The sequence below is a fragment of the Streptomyces sp. AN091965 genome, assembly GCF_022698285.1.
In the GTDB taxonomy this organism is placed as follows: Bacteria; Actinomycetota; Actinomycetes; order Streptomycetales; family Streptomycetaceae; genus Streptomyces.
The window spans coordinates 5167594-5183074 of the sequence record NZ_JALDMY010000001.1; the positions used below are offsets into that span (position 1 = coordinate 5167594).

The window sequence follows — 15481 nt, forward strand, 5'->3', positions numbered from 1 at the left end:
GATCACCATGCTCCGACTTATCGATGCAGGTCAGGGGCTGGCCAGGGGCCGAGCAGGGGAGGGGCCGGGGATGGAACGGCAGGAGCTGGAGACGTTTCTGACGCTCGCCGAGGAGCTGCACTTCGGGCACACGGCGGAGCGCCTGCTCGTCTCGCAGGCACGCGTCAGCCAGACCGTGAAGAAGCTGGAGCGCACGATCGGCGGCACGCTCTTCGAACGCACCAGCCGCGTGGTGCGGTTGTCGCCGCTCGGGCGTCAGCTGTACGAGGACCTGGCGCCGCTGCACCGGCTCATGGAGGAGGCGGTGGCCCGCGCCAAGGACGTGGCGCGCGGGGTGGAGGGCGAGTTGGGCGTCGGCTTCCTCGGCGCGGGGGCCGGGGCGCTGACCCAGCCCATCCTCAAGCTGTTCCGCGAGCGGTGCCCGCGGTGCGAGGTCCGGATGCGGGAGACCCAGTTCCAGGATCCGCTCGGGCCGCTGCGGTCCGGGGAGGTCGACGTGCTCTTCACCTGCCTGCCCGTGCGCGAGCCCGACCTGACCGTCGGGCCCGTCGTCATCAGCCAGCCCCGCGTCCTGGCGATGCCCGTGGGGCACCGGCTGGCCGGGCGTGCCTCCCTGTCCTGGGAGGACCTGGCGGGCGAGACCTGCTTCGGGGTGGTGAACAGCGCGCCGTCCTACTGGTGGGACTTCCAGGTGCCGCCGCGGACGCCGTCCGGCCGGGAGATCAGGCGGGGGCAGGCGGTGGCCACGTTCCAGGAGCTCATCACGCTCATCGCCACGGGCCAGGGGGTCTCGCCGGTCATCGCCTCCGTGGAGACGTACTATTCCCGGCCCGACATCACCTTCGTACCTGTGCCGGACCTGCCCGCGGCGGAGGTGGCGGCGGTGTGGCGCACGGGCACCCCGTCGGCCCCCGCCCAGGCCTTCACCCAGGCCATCCACGACGCCCTGGCGGCCAACGGCGGCCCCGCGACGTTCTAGACGTTGTCGGCGGAGTCGTTCGTGCAGAGGGCCCAGATGATGAACGCTCCGATGGCCAGGGAGATCAGGGCCCACAGGGGGCTGTAGGGGAGCCAGAGGAACTGGGCGACCATGGCCACCGCGGCGAGGGCGATGCCGGTCGCGCGGGCCCATTCGGCGCCCTTGAGGATGCCCCAGCCCGTCACCGCCACCAGGACTCCGAGCACGAGGTGGATCCATCCCCAGGCGGTGAGGTTGAACTTGTACACGTAGTCGCCGATGCGCGCGTACACGTCGTCCTTGCCGATGCCTGCGATCCCCGTGAGCACCCCGAGGGTCCCGTACACGAGCATGAGCACACCGGCGAAGAGCGTGCCGCCCGTCGCCCAGGCGCTCTTGTCGTCGCCGTAGCCCGAGGGTCCGGCGGGCCCGGGGGGCGCCGCGCGATGCGTGTCACGTTCCGGTGAGGTCATGGCCCGAGCGTCCGGCGGCCGTCGGGGGACGGCCACCGGAGCGGGCCATTGGAGGGACCGGGGCCCGCCCGCGTCAGGGGGCGACGTGGGTCTCCAGGCCGTCGAGGATGCACGCGATGCCCACCTCGAAGTAGCCCTGCCGCGCACTGCTCGCGTCGGCGCCCTGCGGCGACATCGCGTACATCTTCCGCAGGCGCGGATACGCCTGCACCGCGTCGGCAGCCGCGGGCCGCACCGTGTCGTGCCACTCCTGCTCGGTGCGGCCGCTGCGCGCGACCGTCGTGAGGTACGCGGCCTCGGTGGTGGCGATGCCGATGACGTACGCCCAGATGGTCTTGACGGCGATCTCGGAGGTCTCCAGGTCGAAGCCGCCCGCCTCGAACAGGCCGAGCATCTCCTCCGTGAGCCCCATCATGTTCGGCCCCAGATGGGCCATGCCCAGCTCGCCGAGGACGGAGGAGATCCACAGGTGACTCAGGAGCGTCTCGCGGACGTTCTCGGCGAACTGCTTGGTCGCGGCGCGCCAGTCGTCGCGGGAGCCGGAGGCGGGCAGCGGCACTTCGATCTCGCCGTAGACCCGGTCGACGGCGAGCTCGATGATCTCGTCCTTGTTCGACACGTGGGTGTAGAGCGAGGTGGCGCCCGCGTTCAGCCGCGTGCCCAGCTTGCGCATGCTCAGGGCCTCCAGGCCCTCGGCGTCGAGGAGCGCGATGGCCTCGGAGACGATCTGGTCGCGACTGAGCGCGGGCTGTTCCCGGCGCGGTCGCTGCGGCCGGGTCCAGACGGAGATCGCGGTCGGCTTCCCGGTGCGCGGCATGCGGCCACCCTTCTTTCTGCTCCGACGTGAAGCCCCCACCTTAGCGCAGAATGCGAACAGTGTTCGGAGCTTGCGAACAGTGTGCGGCGTGCGTACAGTGTTCGGTGTCAGCGAACGACGTACCGAGGAGGTCCGATGGACGGGCTTGCAGCGCAGGGCACGGACGACCGGGGGGAGGGAACGGGCGGTGAGACCCCGGTGCGTGACCCGCGACGTTGGCTGATCCTCGTCGTGCTGTGCCTGAGCACGCTGGTCCTGGTCGTGGACAACATGATCCTGACCGTGGCGATCCCGCCCATCGCCGAGGACATCGACGCCACCGCCTCCGACATCCAGTGGATCCTCGACTCGTACATGCTGGTCTTCGCGGGCCTGCTGCTGACGTCCGGTTCGCTCTCGGACCGCTTCGGTCGCCGCAAGGTCATGGTGCTCGGCCTTGTCCTCTTCGGCGGGGCCTCACTGATCGCGACCATCGCGAACAGCCCCGAGCAGCTGATCGCGGGCCGCGTCCTCATGGGCGTCGGCGGCGCGCTGATCATGCCCAGCACCCTCTCGATCCTCATCACCGTCTTCGACGAGGACGAGCGGCCCAAGGCCATCGCGGCCTGGAGCGCCGTGGCGATGGTCGGCCTCGTCGGCGGCCCGGTGTTCGGCGGTGCCCTGCTCGGCCACTTCTGGTGGGGCTCGGTCTTCCTGATCAACCTGCCCATCGTGGGCCTCGCGATCCTGGCCGCGCTCATCCTGATGCCGGAGTCCAAGGGCCCCTGGCGCAAGGCCGACCCGCTCGGCATCATCCTGTCGGTCGTCGGCATGGTCGCGCTGGTGTGGACGATCACCGAGTGGCCGAAGGAGGGCTTCGACTCCCCGAAGGTGTTCGTCGCCGGGATCGTGGCCGTGGCCGCCCTCGTCGGCTTCGGCTTCTGGGAGACGCGCGTCGACGAGCCGATGGTCCCCATCGAGCTGTTCCGCAACCGCGTCTTCACCGGCGCCAGCTTCTCGATCGTCCTGCTGACCTTCGCCAACGGCGGTCTGCTGCTCGTCCTGACCCAGTACCTCCAGTTCGTCCTGCACTACTCGCCGACGAAGACCGGCTGGGCCTTCGCGCCGCTCGCCGTCGCCTCCCTCGTCTTCAACACGCTGGGCGCCACGCTCGGCCAGAAGCTCGGCAACCGCTTCCTGGTGGCCGTCGGTCTCACCATCACCGCCGGTGGCTTCTTCACCCTCACCACGCTGGAGCCCGGTGACGGCTTCGGCATCGTCGCCATCGCCATGGTCCTGATGGGCATGGGCGGCGGCCTCGCGATGCCCGCCGCCGTGGCCGCCCTCATGAGCGCGGTTCCCGGTGAGCACGCCGGTGTCGGCTCCGCCCTCAACGACACCGTCCAGCAGGCGGGCGCCGCCCTCGGCGTCGCGATCCTCGGCTCCGTCCTCTCCAGCACGTACGCCAAGGAGATGCCGGCGTCGGCCTCCGACACCGCGGACAACTCCGTCGTCGAGGGGCTCGCGGAAGCCGCCAAGACGGGGAACGCGGCGCTTGGGGACGCGGTGCGGTCCGCCTTCACCGAGGCGATGTCCGCGACCTTCGTGACCGGGGCGGCCGCCGTCCTCGTCGCCGCGGTCCTCTCCCTCTTCCTGATGAAGCCCGGGCCCGAGGCCCCGGCCGTCGACGAGGACCGGGAGCCGGACCTCGTCTCCCACTGACCCTGGCCCCTGGGCCTCCACCACGGGGCTTCGGCCCTGGGCCTGCGGCGGGTCAACCCCGCCCGGCCCTCCATAGATCCCCCGGCGACACCCGCGATCCTCCCCCGGCTCGCGGGTTGTCGCCGTTCCGGGGCCCTTGCCCGGGGAGGGACACACCTGGCCTGTTTCGCGCGAACAGATTGCCGAGACGGTGTCAGCGAGGCGGATCGTGCCGACAACTCCTTCAGGCCCTCGGCACACGGGTGGACCCTCACCCGGGTTTCGGCGACGCAGGAAAGCGAGGAAGAGATGGCTTCGACACCCAGGCAGCCCTACGGAACCGTCGTGAACGAAGCGGGAGTCAACGTGCGGGAGTTCCCCAGCACGGACTCCTCCGCCATCGCCAGGTTGCCCTTCAGGGCCACGGTCGGCCTGCGCTGCAAGGTGAGGGCTCAGCTCATCGACGGCAACGCGGTCTGGTACCTGCTGCGCGACCGCCCGGGATGGGTCTCGGCCCGGTACGTGGACAACACCGGCACCGTGCGGACCTGCGGCGACGCGACCGCCGGCGACACGGAGGGCTAGCGGACGCCAGGCCCTGGCCCAGGGCCCCGGGGAGGCCTCCAGCGCAGGGCAGGGCCCCGGGGAGCCCCCGGCGCAGGGGCGGCCCGGGGCAGCCCCCCCCCGGTGCAAGAGCCGGGGTCGCGCGGGAGCCCGGGGGGACTGACCGTCAGGTCACCACGTGGGGCGGGCGCTCACCCCGCCGTCCACGACCAGGTCCGCCCCCGTGATCCACGAGGCCCCCGAGGACGCCAGGAACACACAGGCCGAGCCCACGTCCTCCGCCCGCCCGAGGCGAGAGAGCGGCGCGGCCCGCCCCCACCGCTCCACCCCCTCGGGCCAGTCCTCCGCGAGCCCGGGCCGCCCGATGAGCCCCGGCGACACGCTGTTCACCCGCACCCCCACCGCCCCGTACTCCACCGCCGCCGCCCGCGCGAACATGATCAGCGCCGCCTTCGACGCGGCGTAGTGCGCGTGCCCCGGCGCGGGCTGGTGCCCCTCGATGGAGGCGATCTGCGTGACGCTGCCCCCGCCCTCCTGCGCCCCCATGACCTCGGCCGCCGCCTGCGTACAGGCGAACGCACTGGTCACATTGGCCTCCTGAAGCTCCCGCCAGTCGCCGACGGACATGCCGGGCAGCGGCTGCACGGGCTGCACCCCGGCGTTGTTCACCAGCGCGTCGAGCCGCCCCCGCCAGGCGTGGGCCGCGCCGACCAGGCGTCGGCACTCGCTCTCCTCCCGCAGGTCCGCCGCCACGGCCAGCGCGTCCCCGCCCGCCGCACGGATCTCTTCGGCCAACGCCTCGGCCCGCGCGGCCTGTTGGCGGCCGTGCAGGACCACCGCCGCCCCGGCCGCCGCGAACCGCCGGGCGATCCCGCCGCCGAGCAGTCCGCTGGCCCCGGTCACGAGGGCCACGCGGCCCGCCAGCGAGGGAAGTTCGGGGTCAGTCACGGCACAGCTCCCTGATGTGAGTCGCTCGGCTCGGGTACGCGGCGGCGAGCGCGCCCGCCTCCCCGCCCTCGTAATCCTCGTCCATGAACCCGGGCGCCATCGTCGTACCGAAGAACGCCCAGTCGCCCCCGCCCCGCACCCGCGCGCCCATCCACGTCCCCGCCGGTACGACGACCTGGAACTCGCCCCCGTCCCCGCCGAGGACCCGCACCTCGTCGCTCCCGTCCGGGTGCAGGAGCAGCAGCTCCAGCGCGTCCCCCCGGTAGAAGTGCCACACCTCGTCGATCGGCAGGCGGTGCAGCGCCGAGAAGTCGCCCGGCTCCGACGTCAGGAGCATGATGATCGCCGTCCCCACGGGGCGCCCCGCCGCGTCCGGCGGCCCCGCCCACGTCCTGCGGAACCTGCCGCCCTCGAACTCCAGCGGCACAAGACCGTGCTCGGCGATCAGTTCCTCAGGGGTCACCGTCCACACCCTTCCCGTCGTCGCACTCGAACCAGATGGTCTTCCCCGCGCCACCCGGAAGGACCGTAACGTCCCACCGGTCCGTCACCGCCGCAACGAGCCTCAGCCCGTGCCCGCCCTCCGCCGGTTCGCCGTCCGTGCCCTCCGCCGGGGCGGGCAGCACCGGACTGCCGTCCATCACCTCCACCCGGAGCCCTCTGGGCCGCCGCACGATCAGCACCGCGCACCGCCGGTCCGGCACGTGCCGGACGACGTTCGCGACCAGCTCCGTGAGCGCCAGCTCCGCGTCGTCCGCCAGCCCGGCCAGGCCCCAGCGCCCCAGGTACGTCCGCAGGATCCGCCGCAGCGGCCGCGCCGAGTGCTCACCGACGGTGAAGCTCATCCGATAGCTGCCGCCAACTCCTTGGTCAAGGAGGTCAGTTGCGTGATTCATGTCACTCAGGCTGACGCGCTCCGCTTACCCTTGGCTACGCAACGAGAGCAACGCTGACGGGCGTTTGACGCCGGGGGTGAACCTTCCCGTGGTACGCATCAACGAACTCGACCCGAGCGCGTCCCCGCTCGACTTCTACGGATCGGAGCTCCGCCGCCTGAGAGAAGGCGCGGGCCTCAACCAGGCCGAGCTCGGCGGCTGCATTTTCTGTACGGGGTCCTTGGTCGGACAGGTGGAAACCGCCAAGAAGGTGCCCACGCGCGAGTTCTCCGAGCGGGTGGACGCCGCCCTCGGCACGGATGGGTTGTTCTCGCGGTTGGTGGGGCTGGTGCTGCGCAGCCAGTTGCCCAGCTGGTTCCAGGCCTACGCCGAGATGGAGGCGAAGGCTACCTACATCTCCACCTTCCAAGTGCAGTTGGTCCACGGACTGCTGCAAACCGAGAGGTACGCCCGAGCTGTACTGGCCACGGGCATGCCCAACAACCTCGACGACCTAGTAGCCGCTCGTATGGACCGCCAGCGCATCCTGGAGCGCGAGCGTCCGCCGCTGACTTTGGTAACGCTGGATGAGGCGGTCCTTCACCGGCCCATCGGGGGTCGCGCGATTATGCGCGAGCAACTGCGGCACCTGTTGGACTGCCAACAGCGGCGCTGGGTGCGCATCCAGGTCCTGCCTTACTCCGCAGGTGAACACACAGGCCTCGACGGTTGGTTCAACCTGCTCCGCTTCGATGACGACCCCGAGATCGTCTACACCGAGGATCTGATCTCCGGACACATGACGGCTAATCCGGAGACCATCCGCGATGCTTCGCTCCGTTACGCTAATTTGCAGGCTGCCGCCCTCTCGGTGGAGCACTCGGCGGAACTGATCACCCGCGTGATGGAGGAACGTTATGGGGACCACTCTGGGCCTGACGAACGCGCGGTGGCGTAAGTCGTCGTACAGCGGAAGCACCGGCGGCGATTGTGTGGAGTGTGCCGCCCTCAACGGCACAGCCTGGCGGAAGTCTTCGTACAGCGGTGGCACCGGTGGCGAGTGTCTGGAGGTCGCCGAACTCCCCGGCCCCCACATAGCCATCCGCGACAGCAAGTGGCCCGACGGGCCCCGCGTCACCGTCTCGGTGGCGGCCTTCACCGCCCTCGTGCGCGGGGCCACACGGTAGCGGCGGCAGGGCCTCCGCCCCAGGGCGTCAGGCCAGGCCCGGCGCGGGCCCGGGCGGAGGCTGGAGCAGACCCATGAACATCCGCATCAGCTCGTCCACGATCGTGTCCAGGTCCGCGTCCACGTACCCGGTGGTCCAGTCGTAGAGCAGCGCGTTGACCGCCCCGACGAAGCCGAGCGCGGCCACGCGGTAGTCGCGGGCGCCGATCTCGCCGCGCGCCGCGGCCTCGTCGAGGGCGGCGACGAGCAGGCCGACCCAGCCCTTGCGGGCCTCGAGGCGCTGCTTCTCCAGCTCCGGTGTGACGCCGGTGACCTCCACGAAGGCGATCCGTACGAGGTGCGGATGGGCGGTGAGCACGCGCGCGTACGCGCGGAACGCGGACTCCACGCGCTCGCGCACGGTGCCGTCCGTGACCTCGGCCAGGGCCGCGAGGACGGCGGTCTGCGCGGCCTGCTGGACGTGCTGGTGCAGGGCCGCGAGCACCTCTTCGAGGTTGCGGAACTCCTCGTAGAACTGGCGCGTCGACAGGCCCGCGCGGGCGCACAGGGCGGCGACGGACGCGGCGCGGTAGGCGCCGGGGCCCGTGCCGAAGAGGTCGACGCCCGCGTCGAGGAGGCGCCGCCGCCGCTCCGCCTTGCGCTGCTCGGCCGACTTGCCTCCGTACGCCCGCGCGGGGCGCCGCGCGGCCCCACCCGGCCCGCCCGCCTCGTCGGACTCCACCTCTGCTGCCCCTCCCACCTGCCGCTTCGCCAACTCGCCGCCCTCGTAGGGAAATTGTCTCGCGCACGCCTCTTGCGCTGGCGCCGCCCCGCTCCTACTTTCAAGTAACCAAATCTGAAGCGGTGTCGTTTCAGATTTCCTCTCGTCGGTGTGTCATGGCCATGACCTTCCCCTGGCGCGTCCTCGTGACGCCCTCACCCCCCCGCACGTGCCAACTCGCCCGAAGGGACAGGAACCGTGAACGGAACATCCGCACCGGGCCGCCATCTGCCGCGCTCCCTGCGGCGCGGCGCCGCCGTCGTCGTGCCCGTCGCCCTCGCCGCCACCGCGCTCACCGCCGCCGGGGCCCCGGCGGGCGCCGCCGAGCAGCCGCGCAAGCCGTCGTACCCCGTCGGCGGGGTCGCCGACGGCGTCCGCAACTTCTTACTCAGCCCCAACGCCGTGACCGGCGTGAACGACTGGAGCTGCAAGCCGTCCGCCGAGCACCCCAACCCCGTCGTGCTCGTCCACGGCACCGGCGTCAACCTCGGCGCCAACTGGGTCACGATGGGCCCGACCCTCGCCAACGAAGGCCACTGCGTCTACGCCTTCAACTACGGCATGGGCAGCCCGTTCAACTTCGGCGGCCGTGTCGGCGGCCTCACCGGCATCGCCCGGTCGGCCGGGTCGATGAGCGCCTTCGTGGACAAGGTGCTCGCGTCGACCGGTGCGAAGAAGGTCAGCGTGGTCGGGCACTCGCAGGGCGGCATGATGCCGAACTACTACATCAAGCGGCTCGGCGGCGCGAAGAAGGTCGACCGGCTCGTCGCGCTCGCCCCCACCAACCACGGCACCACCCTCAGCGGCCTGGTCGAACTGGGCCACGCCCTCGGCGTCATGGGCCTGGTCAACGGCGCGTTCGACCATCTGAACCTCCAGGGCCTCAAGGACCAGGAGGAGGGCTCGGACTTCCAGAAGGCCCTGTTCGCGGACGGCGACACCGTCCCGGGCGTGCGCTACACGGTCATCGCGACGAAGAACGACCGCGTCTCCACCCCGTACAGCCAGGGCTTCCTGAAGGGCGACGACGTCCGCAACATCGTCGTCCAGGACCAGTGTCCGAAGAACCCGGTCGGCCACGTCGGCCTGTTCACCGACGGCCCGACGACCCAGGACGTCGTCAACGCCCTGGGCGCCGACGAGCCCGACTTCAAGCCCAGGTGCGAGGACTACGGGCTGCCGTTCTGACCCCGGCCGGGGTGTGCGCGGGCCGCTGGCCCGGGGGCGTTCGCCCTCAGGCCGGCGGCTCGTAGCAGTCGTAGTTCCGCTGGGCGCTGATCCGGCCGTCGCGGAAGTCCAGGAACGCGGCGATGCGGGCCCGCAGCACGTGGCCCGCGGGCAGGGTGCCGAGCGGGACGGCGAGTTCGCCGGTCCACTCCACCTCAAGGGCCACCTTGTCGCCGCAGGCCACCGCGTTGCGGATGTCGTACGTCTGGCGGCGCAGCGTGCCGCGTCCGGCCTCCGCGGCCTCCAGGATGCCCGGCAGATCGCGCACGACGCCCTTCGGGAAGAGCAGATTGGGCAGCTCGTGGTGGACCACGTCCGCCGTGAAGAACGCCGCCAGCTCGTCGCCCGTGACACCGGCGCCCACGGCCCGGTGGTAACGGACGGCGATGTCGGTGGGGGACTCCGCGCCGGTTTCCGCGCCGGTTTCCGCGTCTGCTTCCGCGTCGGTTTCCTCATGGGGTTCCATGGAGTCCATGGTGGCGATCCGCGCGGCCCCGCGCGGGGCAAAGTGATTGCCCGCGTCCGGGCACGGGCGTCACCATGCGTTCCATGCGCTTCTCGATCAACATTCCGAACTTCGGTGACTTCGCCGACCCGAGGGCGGTCGCGCGGGTCGCCGTCGCCGCCGAACAGGCGGGCTGGGACGGCCTGTTCGTCTGGGACCACGTCGTGCACGACAAGGCCGCGCAGGCGGGCAAGCCCTTCGGGGACCCCTGGATCCTCCTGACCGCCGCCGCGCTCGCCACCTCGCGGCTGCGGCTCGGCACCCTGGTGACGCCGGTGGCCCGCCGCCGGCCCCACCAGCTGGCCCGGCAGGTCGCCACCCTGGACGCCCTGTCCGGCGGCCGGGTGATCTTCACCGCCGGGCTCGGCGGGCCCGTCGACGACGAGTACGGCAGCTTCGGCGAGCCCACGGACCCGCGCGTCCTCGCCGAGCTCCTGGACGAGGGCCTGGACCTCCTGAGCCGGTACTGGTCCGGGCAGGCCGTCAGCCACGAGGGCCCGCACTTCCAGGTCCGTGACGTCACGCTGCTGCCCGCGACCGTGCAGCGGCCCCGGCCGCCCGTGTGGATCGGGGGGTTCTGGCCGAACCGGCCCCCGATGCGCAGGGCCGCCCGGTGGGACGGGGCCGTGCCCTTGTTCAAGGCCGCCCGACACGGGTGCGTTCCGGCTGTCGCCGAGGTGCGCGACCTTGTGTCCTACCTTCGGGCTCACCGTCCTTACGGGGGCGGGGCCTTCGATCTCGTGCTGGGTGGGGCTACGCCCCTCGACCCCGCCGCCGCGGGGGATGTGGTCGCGCCCCTGCGGGACGCTGGTGCGACCTGGTGGGACGAGCGGCAGCTTCAGTCGGGCCCTGGCCTTGACCGGCTTGCCCCCGTTCTCCGGCGGGTGGAGGCCGGGCCTCCTGCCCTTTAGTCGGTCGTCTGCGGGTGGGTGGGGGCTGGTCGCGCAGTTCCCCGCGCCCCTAAAGGGCGCTCAGCCAGGCCCCGGTGACCATCAGAGCGAACGTGACGCCCAGCAGGCACGAGGCCAGGAGACGGCGGCGCAGGGACCGGTAGCGGGTCTCGTACTCCGTGCGGAGCTGTCGGCAGCGGTGGGCGGTGTGGCGCCAGGTGCGGCGGGTGAGGGCCATGTGGTCGTCGGCGTAGGCCCGTTCCACCTCCTCGCGCTGGGCCTGGGTCAGCCAGTCGAGGCGGGCGGTGAACCGGGCGGCCGCCGCGCGGCTCTCCGTGCGGGCGGACTCCAGGAGGAGGTGGCCCTCGATCTCGTGGATGAGCAGGGCCGCCTCCGCCGGGGCCACCGGGCGGTCGTCCATCGCGGTCACAGGGCGGCCCTCTCCGCCGGCGTCGGCGCGGGCGCGAGCTCCGCCGCGATCTCGGGGTGGCGCAGGTCGAACGCCGGGGACTCGGAGCGGATGCGCGGCAGGGAGTGGAAGTTGTGGCGCGGCGGCGGGCAGGTCGTCGCCCACTCCAGGGAGCGGCCGTAGCCCCAGGGGTCGTTCTCCTGGACGTGTTCGCCGTACTTCGCGGTCTTCCAGACGTTGTAGAAGAACGGCAGCAGGGACATCCCGAGCAGGAACGAGAAGACCGTGGACAGGGTGTTCAGACCGGTGAAGCCCTCCGCGTCCAGATAGTCGGGGATGCGGCGCTGCATTCCCGCCGCGCCCAGCCAGTGCTGCACGAGGAACGTGCCGTGGAAGCCGATGAAGAGCGTCCAGAAGGTGATTTTCCCGAGCCGCTCGTCGAGCATCTTCCCGGTGAACTTGGGCCACCAGAAGTGGAATCCGGAGAACATCGCGAACACGACCGTGCCGAAGATGACGTAATGGAAGTGCGCGACCACGAAGTACGAGTCGGTCACCGCGAAGTCCATCGGCGGGGACGCCAGGAGCACCCCGGTCAGACCGCCGAACACGAAGGTGATGAGGAAGCCGACCGCCCACAGCATCGGGGTCTCGAAACTCAGCGAGCCCTTCCACATGGTGCCGATCCAGTTGAAGAACTTCACCCCCGTCGGCACCGCGATGAGGAACGTCATGAAGGAGAAGAACGGCAGCAGGACGCCGCCCGTCGCGTACATGTGGTGCGCCCACACCGTCACGGAAAGGCCCGCGATGGCGATGGTCGCGCCGATCAGGCCCATGTAGCCGAACATCGGCTTGCGCGAGAAGACCGGAATGACCTCGGAGATGATGCCGAAGAACGGCAGCGCGATGATGTACACCTCGGGATGGCCGAAGAACCAGAACAGGTGCTGCCACAGCAGCGCCCCGCCGTTCGCCACGTCGAAGATGTGCGCGCCGAACTTCCGGTCCACTTCGAGGGCGAACAGCGCCGCCGCGAGCACCGGGAAGGCGAGCAGCACCAGGACGCCGGTCAGGAGCACGTTCCAGGTGAAGATCGGCATGCGGAACATGGTCATGCCGGGCGCGCGCATGCAGATGATCGTGGTGATGAAGTTGACCGCGCCGAGGATCGTGCCGAAGCCGGAGAGGGCCAGACCCATGATCCACATGTCGGCGCCGATGTTCGTCGCGTGCGCGGCGTCCGTGATCGGCGCGTACGCGGTCCAGCCGAAGTCCGCCGCCCCTCCCGGGGTGAGGAAGCCGCCCACCGCGATCAGCGAGCCGAACAGGTACAGCCAGTAGGCGAACATGTTCAGACGGGGGAACGCCACGTCGGGGGCGCCGATCTGGAGCGGCATCAGCCAGTTCGCGAAGCCCGCGAACAGCGGCGTCGCGAACATCAGCAGCATGAGCGTGCCGTGCATCGTGAACGCCTGGTTGAACTGTTCGTTCGACATGATCTGGAGCCCCGGGCGGGCCAGCTCGGCGCGCATGAACAGCGCCATCACACCGCCGATGCAGAAGAACGCGAACGCCGTGACCAGATACAGCGTGCCGATCGTCTTGTGGTCGGTGGTCGTCAGCCACTTCACGGTTGCCTTCATGCCCCGTACGTGTCCGGGACCGCCCGGGGCGTCACCGCGAACCCCTGCCACGAAGGTCACAGCGCCCGGGTGTGAAGATCGGGGACATGCCGGACACCTACGGTTCATGAGCACGGACGAAGCCTTCGCGGCCGCCTACCGCGCGCACTACTGGGCGGTGAGCCGCTTCGTGGCGCGCAGACTCGGCGCGGGCGAGACGCACGAGGTCGAGGAAGTCGTCGCGGAGGTCTTCTCCATAGCCTGGCGGCGCCGCGCCGAGCTGCCCGAGAACGCGTTGCCCTGGCTGTACGGCGTCGCCCGCAACTGCCTGGCCAACACGGTGCGGGGCCTCGGCCGCTACCGCCGGCTGCTGCACCGCATCGGCCACCACGAGGCCACCCGGCACGGCCAGGTCGTCACCGGACCCGACGCCGACGCGCCCGGCGCCTGGGTGCACGAGGCCCTCGCCCGGCTCTCGCCCGCCGACCAGGAGGCGCTGCGCCTGACCACCTGGGAGGAGCTGGGCGTCGACGACCTGGCCGTCGCCCTCGGCTGCGGCCGGAGCGCCGCCGCGATGCGGCTGCACCGGGCCCGGAGGCGCCTTCGCGCGGAGATCGACCGGATGCGGATGAACGTAACGGCAGGAGACGGCACCCATGACTGACGAACTGGACCTGCTGCGCGCGGCCGACCCCGTGTCCGCCACCGAGGGCCCCTGGCGCGACCGGCCGCTCGACGCCCGCGCGGAACGCGGCCTCCACCAGCTCCTGTACACCTCCCGGCGCCGGGCCCGCCGCCGCGTCGTGCTGTGGGCGGAGGCCGCCGCCGTCGCGCTCGCCGCGGTGCTCGTGCTCACCCTGCCCGACCTCGCTGCCACGTCCGCCACGGCCGCGCCCCGCGCCCTGCACCCGCGCGCGGGCTCCGCCGCCGTGCCGCTCGCCGAGGTCGCCGAGCGGGCGCGGGCCGCCGCGCGCGACGGCGAGCCGGGCCTGCGCGAGGGCAGCCACGTCCGGACCTGGAGCCTCCCCGCGGAGACCGGGCCGCGCGCCGAGCCGCCCGCGAGGACGGCCAGGCCGCCGCACACCCCCGCCGGGCTGCGCGCGTATCTGACGGACGCCTACGACCCGGGCGCGGGCCGCCGCTCGGGTCCGCTCACCGCGGACCAGCTCCTCGACGTGCTGCCGCGGCTCCTCGACACCTGGACGCTCGGCGCCCGCGAGAGCGCCGCGCTCGCCCGCGTGCTCGCCGACACCGAGGGCCTGCGGCCCGCGGGGGCGATCACCGACCGGCTCGGCCGCCCCGGGCAGGCGTACGTGCACAAGTCCCGGGCCGGGCTCTCCGGGCGCTCCGGGGACGACGCGCTGCGCCGCATGCTGATCCTCGACCCGGGGACGGGGGCCGTGCTCGGCCTGGAGGTGATGTTCACCAAGGCGCAGCCGCGGATCGAGGCGCGGGCGGGGGACGTGAAGACCTACAGCGCGTGGCGCCGGGACTGAGCCGCTGCCGGGCCCGGTCAGCGCCGGGCGGCGCGGGCCACCGTGTCCGTGACCGCCTGCCCGATCCGGCGGATGCCCGGTGAACGCACCGGACAGGGCCGGGACTTCGGGGTCGTGGGCGCCAGACAGAAGTGCAGGTGGTCGTCGCCCCGGTGCAGCGCGGTGCGGCCGTCCGGCTCCGTGCAGTACACCGGGTGCGCGCGCTCGTCCGCCGTGCAGGGCAGCTCCCGCACCCACCGGTAGCGGGCCGACGCCGGGCTGACGGCCCGGCCCGCGTCCGAGACCAGGTCGCCGGAGGCGGCGGCCTGGCGCCGGTACAGCTCGTTCACGCGGCGCACGCGGTCGGGCGTCATGACGTCCGGGCCCTGCGACACCCACACCACCTTCGGCCGCGCCGCGCCCACGTCCCGCGCGGCCTCCTCGATCTGCCGGGTCAGGCGCCGCGCGTCGGCCGCGTACCGCGTGAAGTACGTGGCGCGCTGCTTGTCGTACGTGACGCCGCCCATGCACGGCGTGTAGCCCCAGGCGTTGCCCCAGAACTGGAGCACCACGAAGTCGGGCCGCAGCTTGCGCACGAGCGTGGCCGCCTTGTCCCCGTCCGGTACGAGGGAGTCCTCGCCGGTGTCCTCCAGGTAGTCGCAGAGGGTGGTGCCGGAGTAGGGGGCGCTGGTGTAGCGGGCGGCGAGCCGGTCGCGCAGGAGGTCGCCGAGGACGTCCTGGTTCTCCATGGCGAGGGAGTCGCCGAGGTAGAGCACGCGGGGCGCGGGCTTGGGCCCGGGCGCCCGACCGGCCGACGCGCCGGGCGACTTGGGGGACTTGCGGGGCTTCCCGGGCTCGTCCGGCTCCGCCTGCTGCCGGTTCGTCTGCGACGGCGGGCCCGACCCGTCCGTGCGCGAGGCCGCGGGCGGATCCTGCGCGGGCACCCCGCCCGAGCCGTCCTCCGCACCCGGGTCCCCGCAGGCCCCGAGCAGCAGCATCCCCGCGACGACACCACCGACCAACTGCTTCCGCATCCGGCAACTCCCGGCTCGGCGAACGAAATCGGCCCCCTAGGACAACACACGCGCG

The 15481-nt window shown here is 71.9% G+C and carries 19 protein-coding genes; 9 read left to right on the plus strand and 10 right to left on the minus strand.

Translation table 11 applies throughout. The annotated features are described in order from the left end of the window. Positions 1-70 precede the first annotated feature (70 nt). Entirely contained in the window at positions 71-979 is a 909-nt protein-coding gene (locus MQV74_RS21850) for a LysR family transcriptional regulator (protein WP_242720101.1), read from the plus strand. Here MQV74_RS21850 and MQV74_RS21855 read toward each other — a convergent pair. Together MQV74_RS21855 and MQV74_RS21860 are read right to left on the minus strand one after the other, a co-directional pair. Further along, the gene (locus tag MQV74_RS21855) at positions 976-1431 is read right to left on the minus strand and encodes a DUF7144 family membrane protein (RefSeq protein ID WP_242720103.1); all 456 of its coding nucleotides are present in this window, start codon (positions 1429-1431) and stop codon (positions 976-978) included. The two genes, MQV74_RS21850 and MQV74_RS21855, sit on opposite strands and share 4 nt — an antisense overlap. A gap of 73 nt (positions 1432-1504) precedes the next feature. Next, positions 1505-2248: a TetR/AcrR family transcriptional regulator gene (locus MQV74_RS21860; RefSeq protein ID WP_242720105.1), complete on the minus strand. Its 744-nt coding sequence runs from the start codon at positions 2246-2248 to the stop codon at positions 1505-1507. Positions 2249-2383: 135 nt separating this feature from the next. Between MQV74_RS21860 and MQV74_RS21865 the strand changes: the two genes are divergently transcribed. Next, positions 2384-3949 carry an MFS transporter gene (locus MQV74_RS21865; RefSeq protein WP_242720106.1) on the plus strand — a complete coding sequence of 522 codons (1566 nt, stop codon included), beginning with the start codon at positions 2384-2386 and terminating at the stop codon, positions 3947-3949. 324 nt (positions 3950-4273) lie between these two features. Continuing rightward, positions 4274-4513 carry an SH3 domain-containing protein gene (locus MQV74_RS21870; RefSeq protein ID WP_242720108.1) on the plus strand — a complete coding sequence of 80 codons (240 nt, stop codon included), beginning with the start codon at positions 4274-4276 and terminating at the stop codon, positions 4511-4513. 150 nt (positions 4514-4663) lie between these two features. Here the strand turns inward: MQV74_RS21870 and MQV74_RS21875 are convergent, their stop codons facing one another. From MQV74_RS21875 to MQV74_RS21885, 3 genes are read right to left on the minus strand one after another with little or no spacing between them, the layout of a single operon-like run. Then, positions 4664-5440, minus strand: a complete 777-nt coding sequence (locus MQV74_RS21875; RefSeq protein ID WP_242720110.1) for an SDR family NAD(P)-dependent oxidoreductase — start codon at positions 5438-5440, stop codon at positions 4664-4666. Next, positions 5433-5903: a cupin domain-containing protein gene (locus MQV74_RS21880; protein ID WP_242720112.1), complete on the minus strand. Its 471-nt coding sequence runs from the start codon at positions 5901-5903 to the stop codon at positions 5433-5435. The genes MQV74_RS21875 and MQV74_RS21880 overlap by 8 nt, the downstream gene beginning before the upstream one ends. Further along, complete coding sequence (locus MQV74_RS21885; RefSeq protein WP_242720114.1) at positions 5893-6336, minus strand: ATP-binding protein; 444 nt, start codon at positions 6334-6336, stop codon at positions 5893-5895. Before MQV74_RS21885 ends, MQV74_RS21880 begins: the two co-directional genes overlap by 11 nt. An 88-nt stretch (positions 6337-6424) precedes the next feature. Here MQV74_RS21885 and MQV74_RS21890 point away from each other — a divergent pair, with 88 nt between their 5' ends. Beyond that, positions 6425-7273: a helix-turn-helix domain-containing protein gene (locus MQV74_RS21890; RefSeq protein ID WP_242720116.1), complete on the plus strand. Its 849-nt coding sequence runs from the start codon at positions 6425-6427 to the stop codon at positions 7271-7273. Continuing rightward, on the plus strand, positions 7233-7502 hold the full coding sequence (locus MQV74_RS21895) for a DUF397 domain-containing protein (protein WP_242720118.1): 270 nt from the start codon (positions 7233-7235) through the stop codon (positions 7500-7502). The genes MQV74_RS21890 and MQV74_RS21895 overlap by 41 nt, the downstream gene beginning before the upstream one ends. Positions 7503-7529: 27 nt before the next feature. On the opposite strand, the gene MQV74_RS21900 is transcribed toward MQV74_RS21895, so the two are convergent. After that, entirely contained in the window at positions 7530-8222 is a 693-nt protein-coding gene (locus MQV74_RS21900; RefSeq protein WP_242720120.1) for a TetR/AcrR family transcriptional regulator, read from the minus strand. A 237-nt stretch (positions 8223-8459) separates the two neighbouring features. Here MQV74_RS21900 and MQV74_RS21905 point away from each other — a divergent pair, with 237 nt between their 5' ends. After that, positions 8460-9449, plus strand: a complete 990-nt coding sequence (locus MQV74_RS21905; RefSeq protein ID WP_242720122.1) for an esterase/lipase family protein — start codon at positions 8460-8462, stop codon at positions 9447-9449. A 46-nt stretch (positions 9450-9495) separates the two neighbouring features. On the opposite strand, the gene MQV74_RS21910 is transcribed toward MQV74_RS21905, so the two are convergent. Next, positions 9496-9954 (minus strand): nuclear transport factor 2 family protein, encoded by a 459-nt coding sequence (locus MQV74_RS21910; protein ID WP_242720124.1) that lies wholly within the window; start codon positions 9952-9954, stop codon positions 9496-9498. An 83-nt stretch (positions 9955-10037) separates the two neighbouring features. On the opposite strand from MQV74_RS21910, the gene MQV74_RS21915 reads away from it, so the two are divergent. Continuing rightward, positions 10038-10904, plus strand: a complete 867-nt coding sequence (locus MQV74_RS21915) for an LLM class flavin-dependent oxidoreductase (protein ID WP_242720126.1) — start codon at positions 10038-10040, stop codon at positions 10902-10904. 49 nt (positions 10905-10953) lie between these two features. On the opposite strand, the gene MQV74_RS21920 is transcribed toward MQV74_RS21915, so the two are convergent. Together MQV74_RS21920 and ctaD are read right to left on the minus strand one after the other, a co-directional pair. Beyond that, positions 10954-11304 carry a hypothetical protein gene (locus tag MQV74_RS21920; RefSeq protein WP_242728980.1) on the minus strand — a complete coding sequence of 117 codons (351 nt, stop codon included), beginning with the start codon at positions 11302-11304 and terminating at the stop codon, positions 10954-10956. Between the two features lie 5 nt (positions 11305-11309). Then, a complete protein-coding gene (ctaD, locus tag MQV74_RS21925) occupies positions 11310-12938 on the minus strand; it encodes an aa3-type cytochrome oxidase subunit I (RefSeq protein WP_242720128.1) in 1629 nt (542 codons plus the stop codon). Between the two features lie 106 nt (positions 12939-13044). Between ctaD and MQV74_RS21930 the strand changes: the two genes are divergently transcribed. Both MQV74_RS21930 and MQV74_RS21935 read left to right on the plus strand, forming a co-directional pair. Next, positions 13045-13581, plus strand: a complete 537-nt coding sequence (locus MQV74_RS21930; protein WP_242720130.1) for an RNA polymerase sigma factor — start codon at positions 13045-13047, stop codon at positions 13579-13581. Continuing rightward, the gene (locus MQV74_RS21935; RefSeq protein ID WP_242720132.1) at positions 13574-14413 is read left to right on the plus strand and encodes a hypothetical protein; all 840 of its coding nucleotides are present in this window, start codon (positions 13574-13576) and stop codon (positions 14411-14413) included. The genes MQV74_RS21930 and MQV74_RS21935 overlap by 8 nt, the downstream gene beginning before the upstream one ends. A 17-nt stretch (positions 14414-14430) precedes the next feature. Here the strand turns inward: MQV74_RS21935 and MQV74_RS21940 are convergent, their stop codons facing one another. Then, on the minus strand, positions 14431-15426 hold the full coding sequence (locus MQV74_RS21940; RefSeq protein ID WP_242720140.1) for an SGNH/GDSL hydrolase family protein: 996 nt from the start codon (positions 15424-15426) through the stop codon (positions 14431-14433). Positions 15427-15481 lie beyond the last annotated feature (55 nt).

Bases quoted from the DNA above. Each gene is read 5' to 3' on its own strand.
- MQV74_RS21850 (WP_242720101.1), top strand. From the start codon at position 71: ATGGAACGGCAGGAGCTGGAGACGTTTCTGACGCTCGCCGAGGAGCTG.
- MQV74_RS21855 (WP_242720103.1), bottom strand. From the start codon at position 1,431: ATGACCTCACCGGAACGTGACACGCATCGCGCGGCGCCCCCCGGGCCC.
- MQV74_RS21860 (WP_242720105.1), bottom strand. From the start codon at position 2,248: ATGCCGCGCACCGGGAAGCCGACCGCGATCTCCGTCTGGACCCGGCCG.
- MQV74_RS21865 (WP_242720106.1), top strand. From the start codon at position 2,384: ATGGACGGGCTTGCAGCGCAGGGCACGGACGACCGGGGGGAGGGAACG.
- MQV74_RS21885 (WP_242720114.1), bottom strand. From the start codon at position 6,336: ATGAATCACGCAACTGACCTCCTTGACCAAGGAGTTGGCGGCAGCTAT.
- MQV74_RS21895 (WP_242720118.1), top strand. From the start codon at position 7,233: ATGGGGACCACTCTGGGCCTGACGAACGCGCGGTGGCGTAAGTCGTCG.
- MQV74_RS21910 (WP_242720124.1), bottom strand. From the start codon at position 9,954: ATGGAACCCCATGAGGAAACCGACGCGGAAGCAGACGCGGAAACCGGC.
- MQV74_RS21915 (WP_242720126.1), top strand. From the start codon at position 10,038: ATGCGCTTCTCGATCAACATTCCGAACTTCGGTGACTTCGCCGACCCG.
- MQV74_RS21920 (WP_242728980.1), bottom strand. From the start codon at position 11,304: ATGGACGACCGCCCGGTGGCCCCGGCGGAGGCGGCCCTGCTCATCCAC.
- ctaD (WP_242720128.1), bottom strand. From the start codon at position 12,938: ATGAAGGCAACCGTGAAGTGGCTGACGACCACCGACCACAAGACGATC.
- MQV74_RS21930 (WP_242720130.1), top strand. From the start codon at position 13,045: ATGAGCACGGACGAAGCCTTCGCGGCCGCCTACCGCGCGCACTACTGG.
- MQV74_RS21935 (WP_242720132.1), top strand. From the start codon at position 13,574: ATGACTGACGAACTGGACCTGCTGCGCGCGGCCGACCCCGTGTCCGCC.
- MQV74_RS21940 (WP_242720140.1), bottom strand. From the start codon at position 15,426: ATGCGGAAGCAGTTGGTCGGTGGTGTCGTCGCGGGGATGCTGCTGCTC.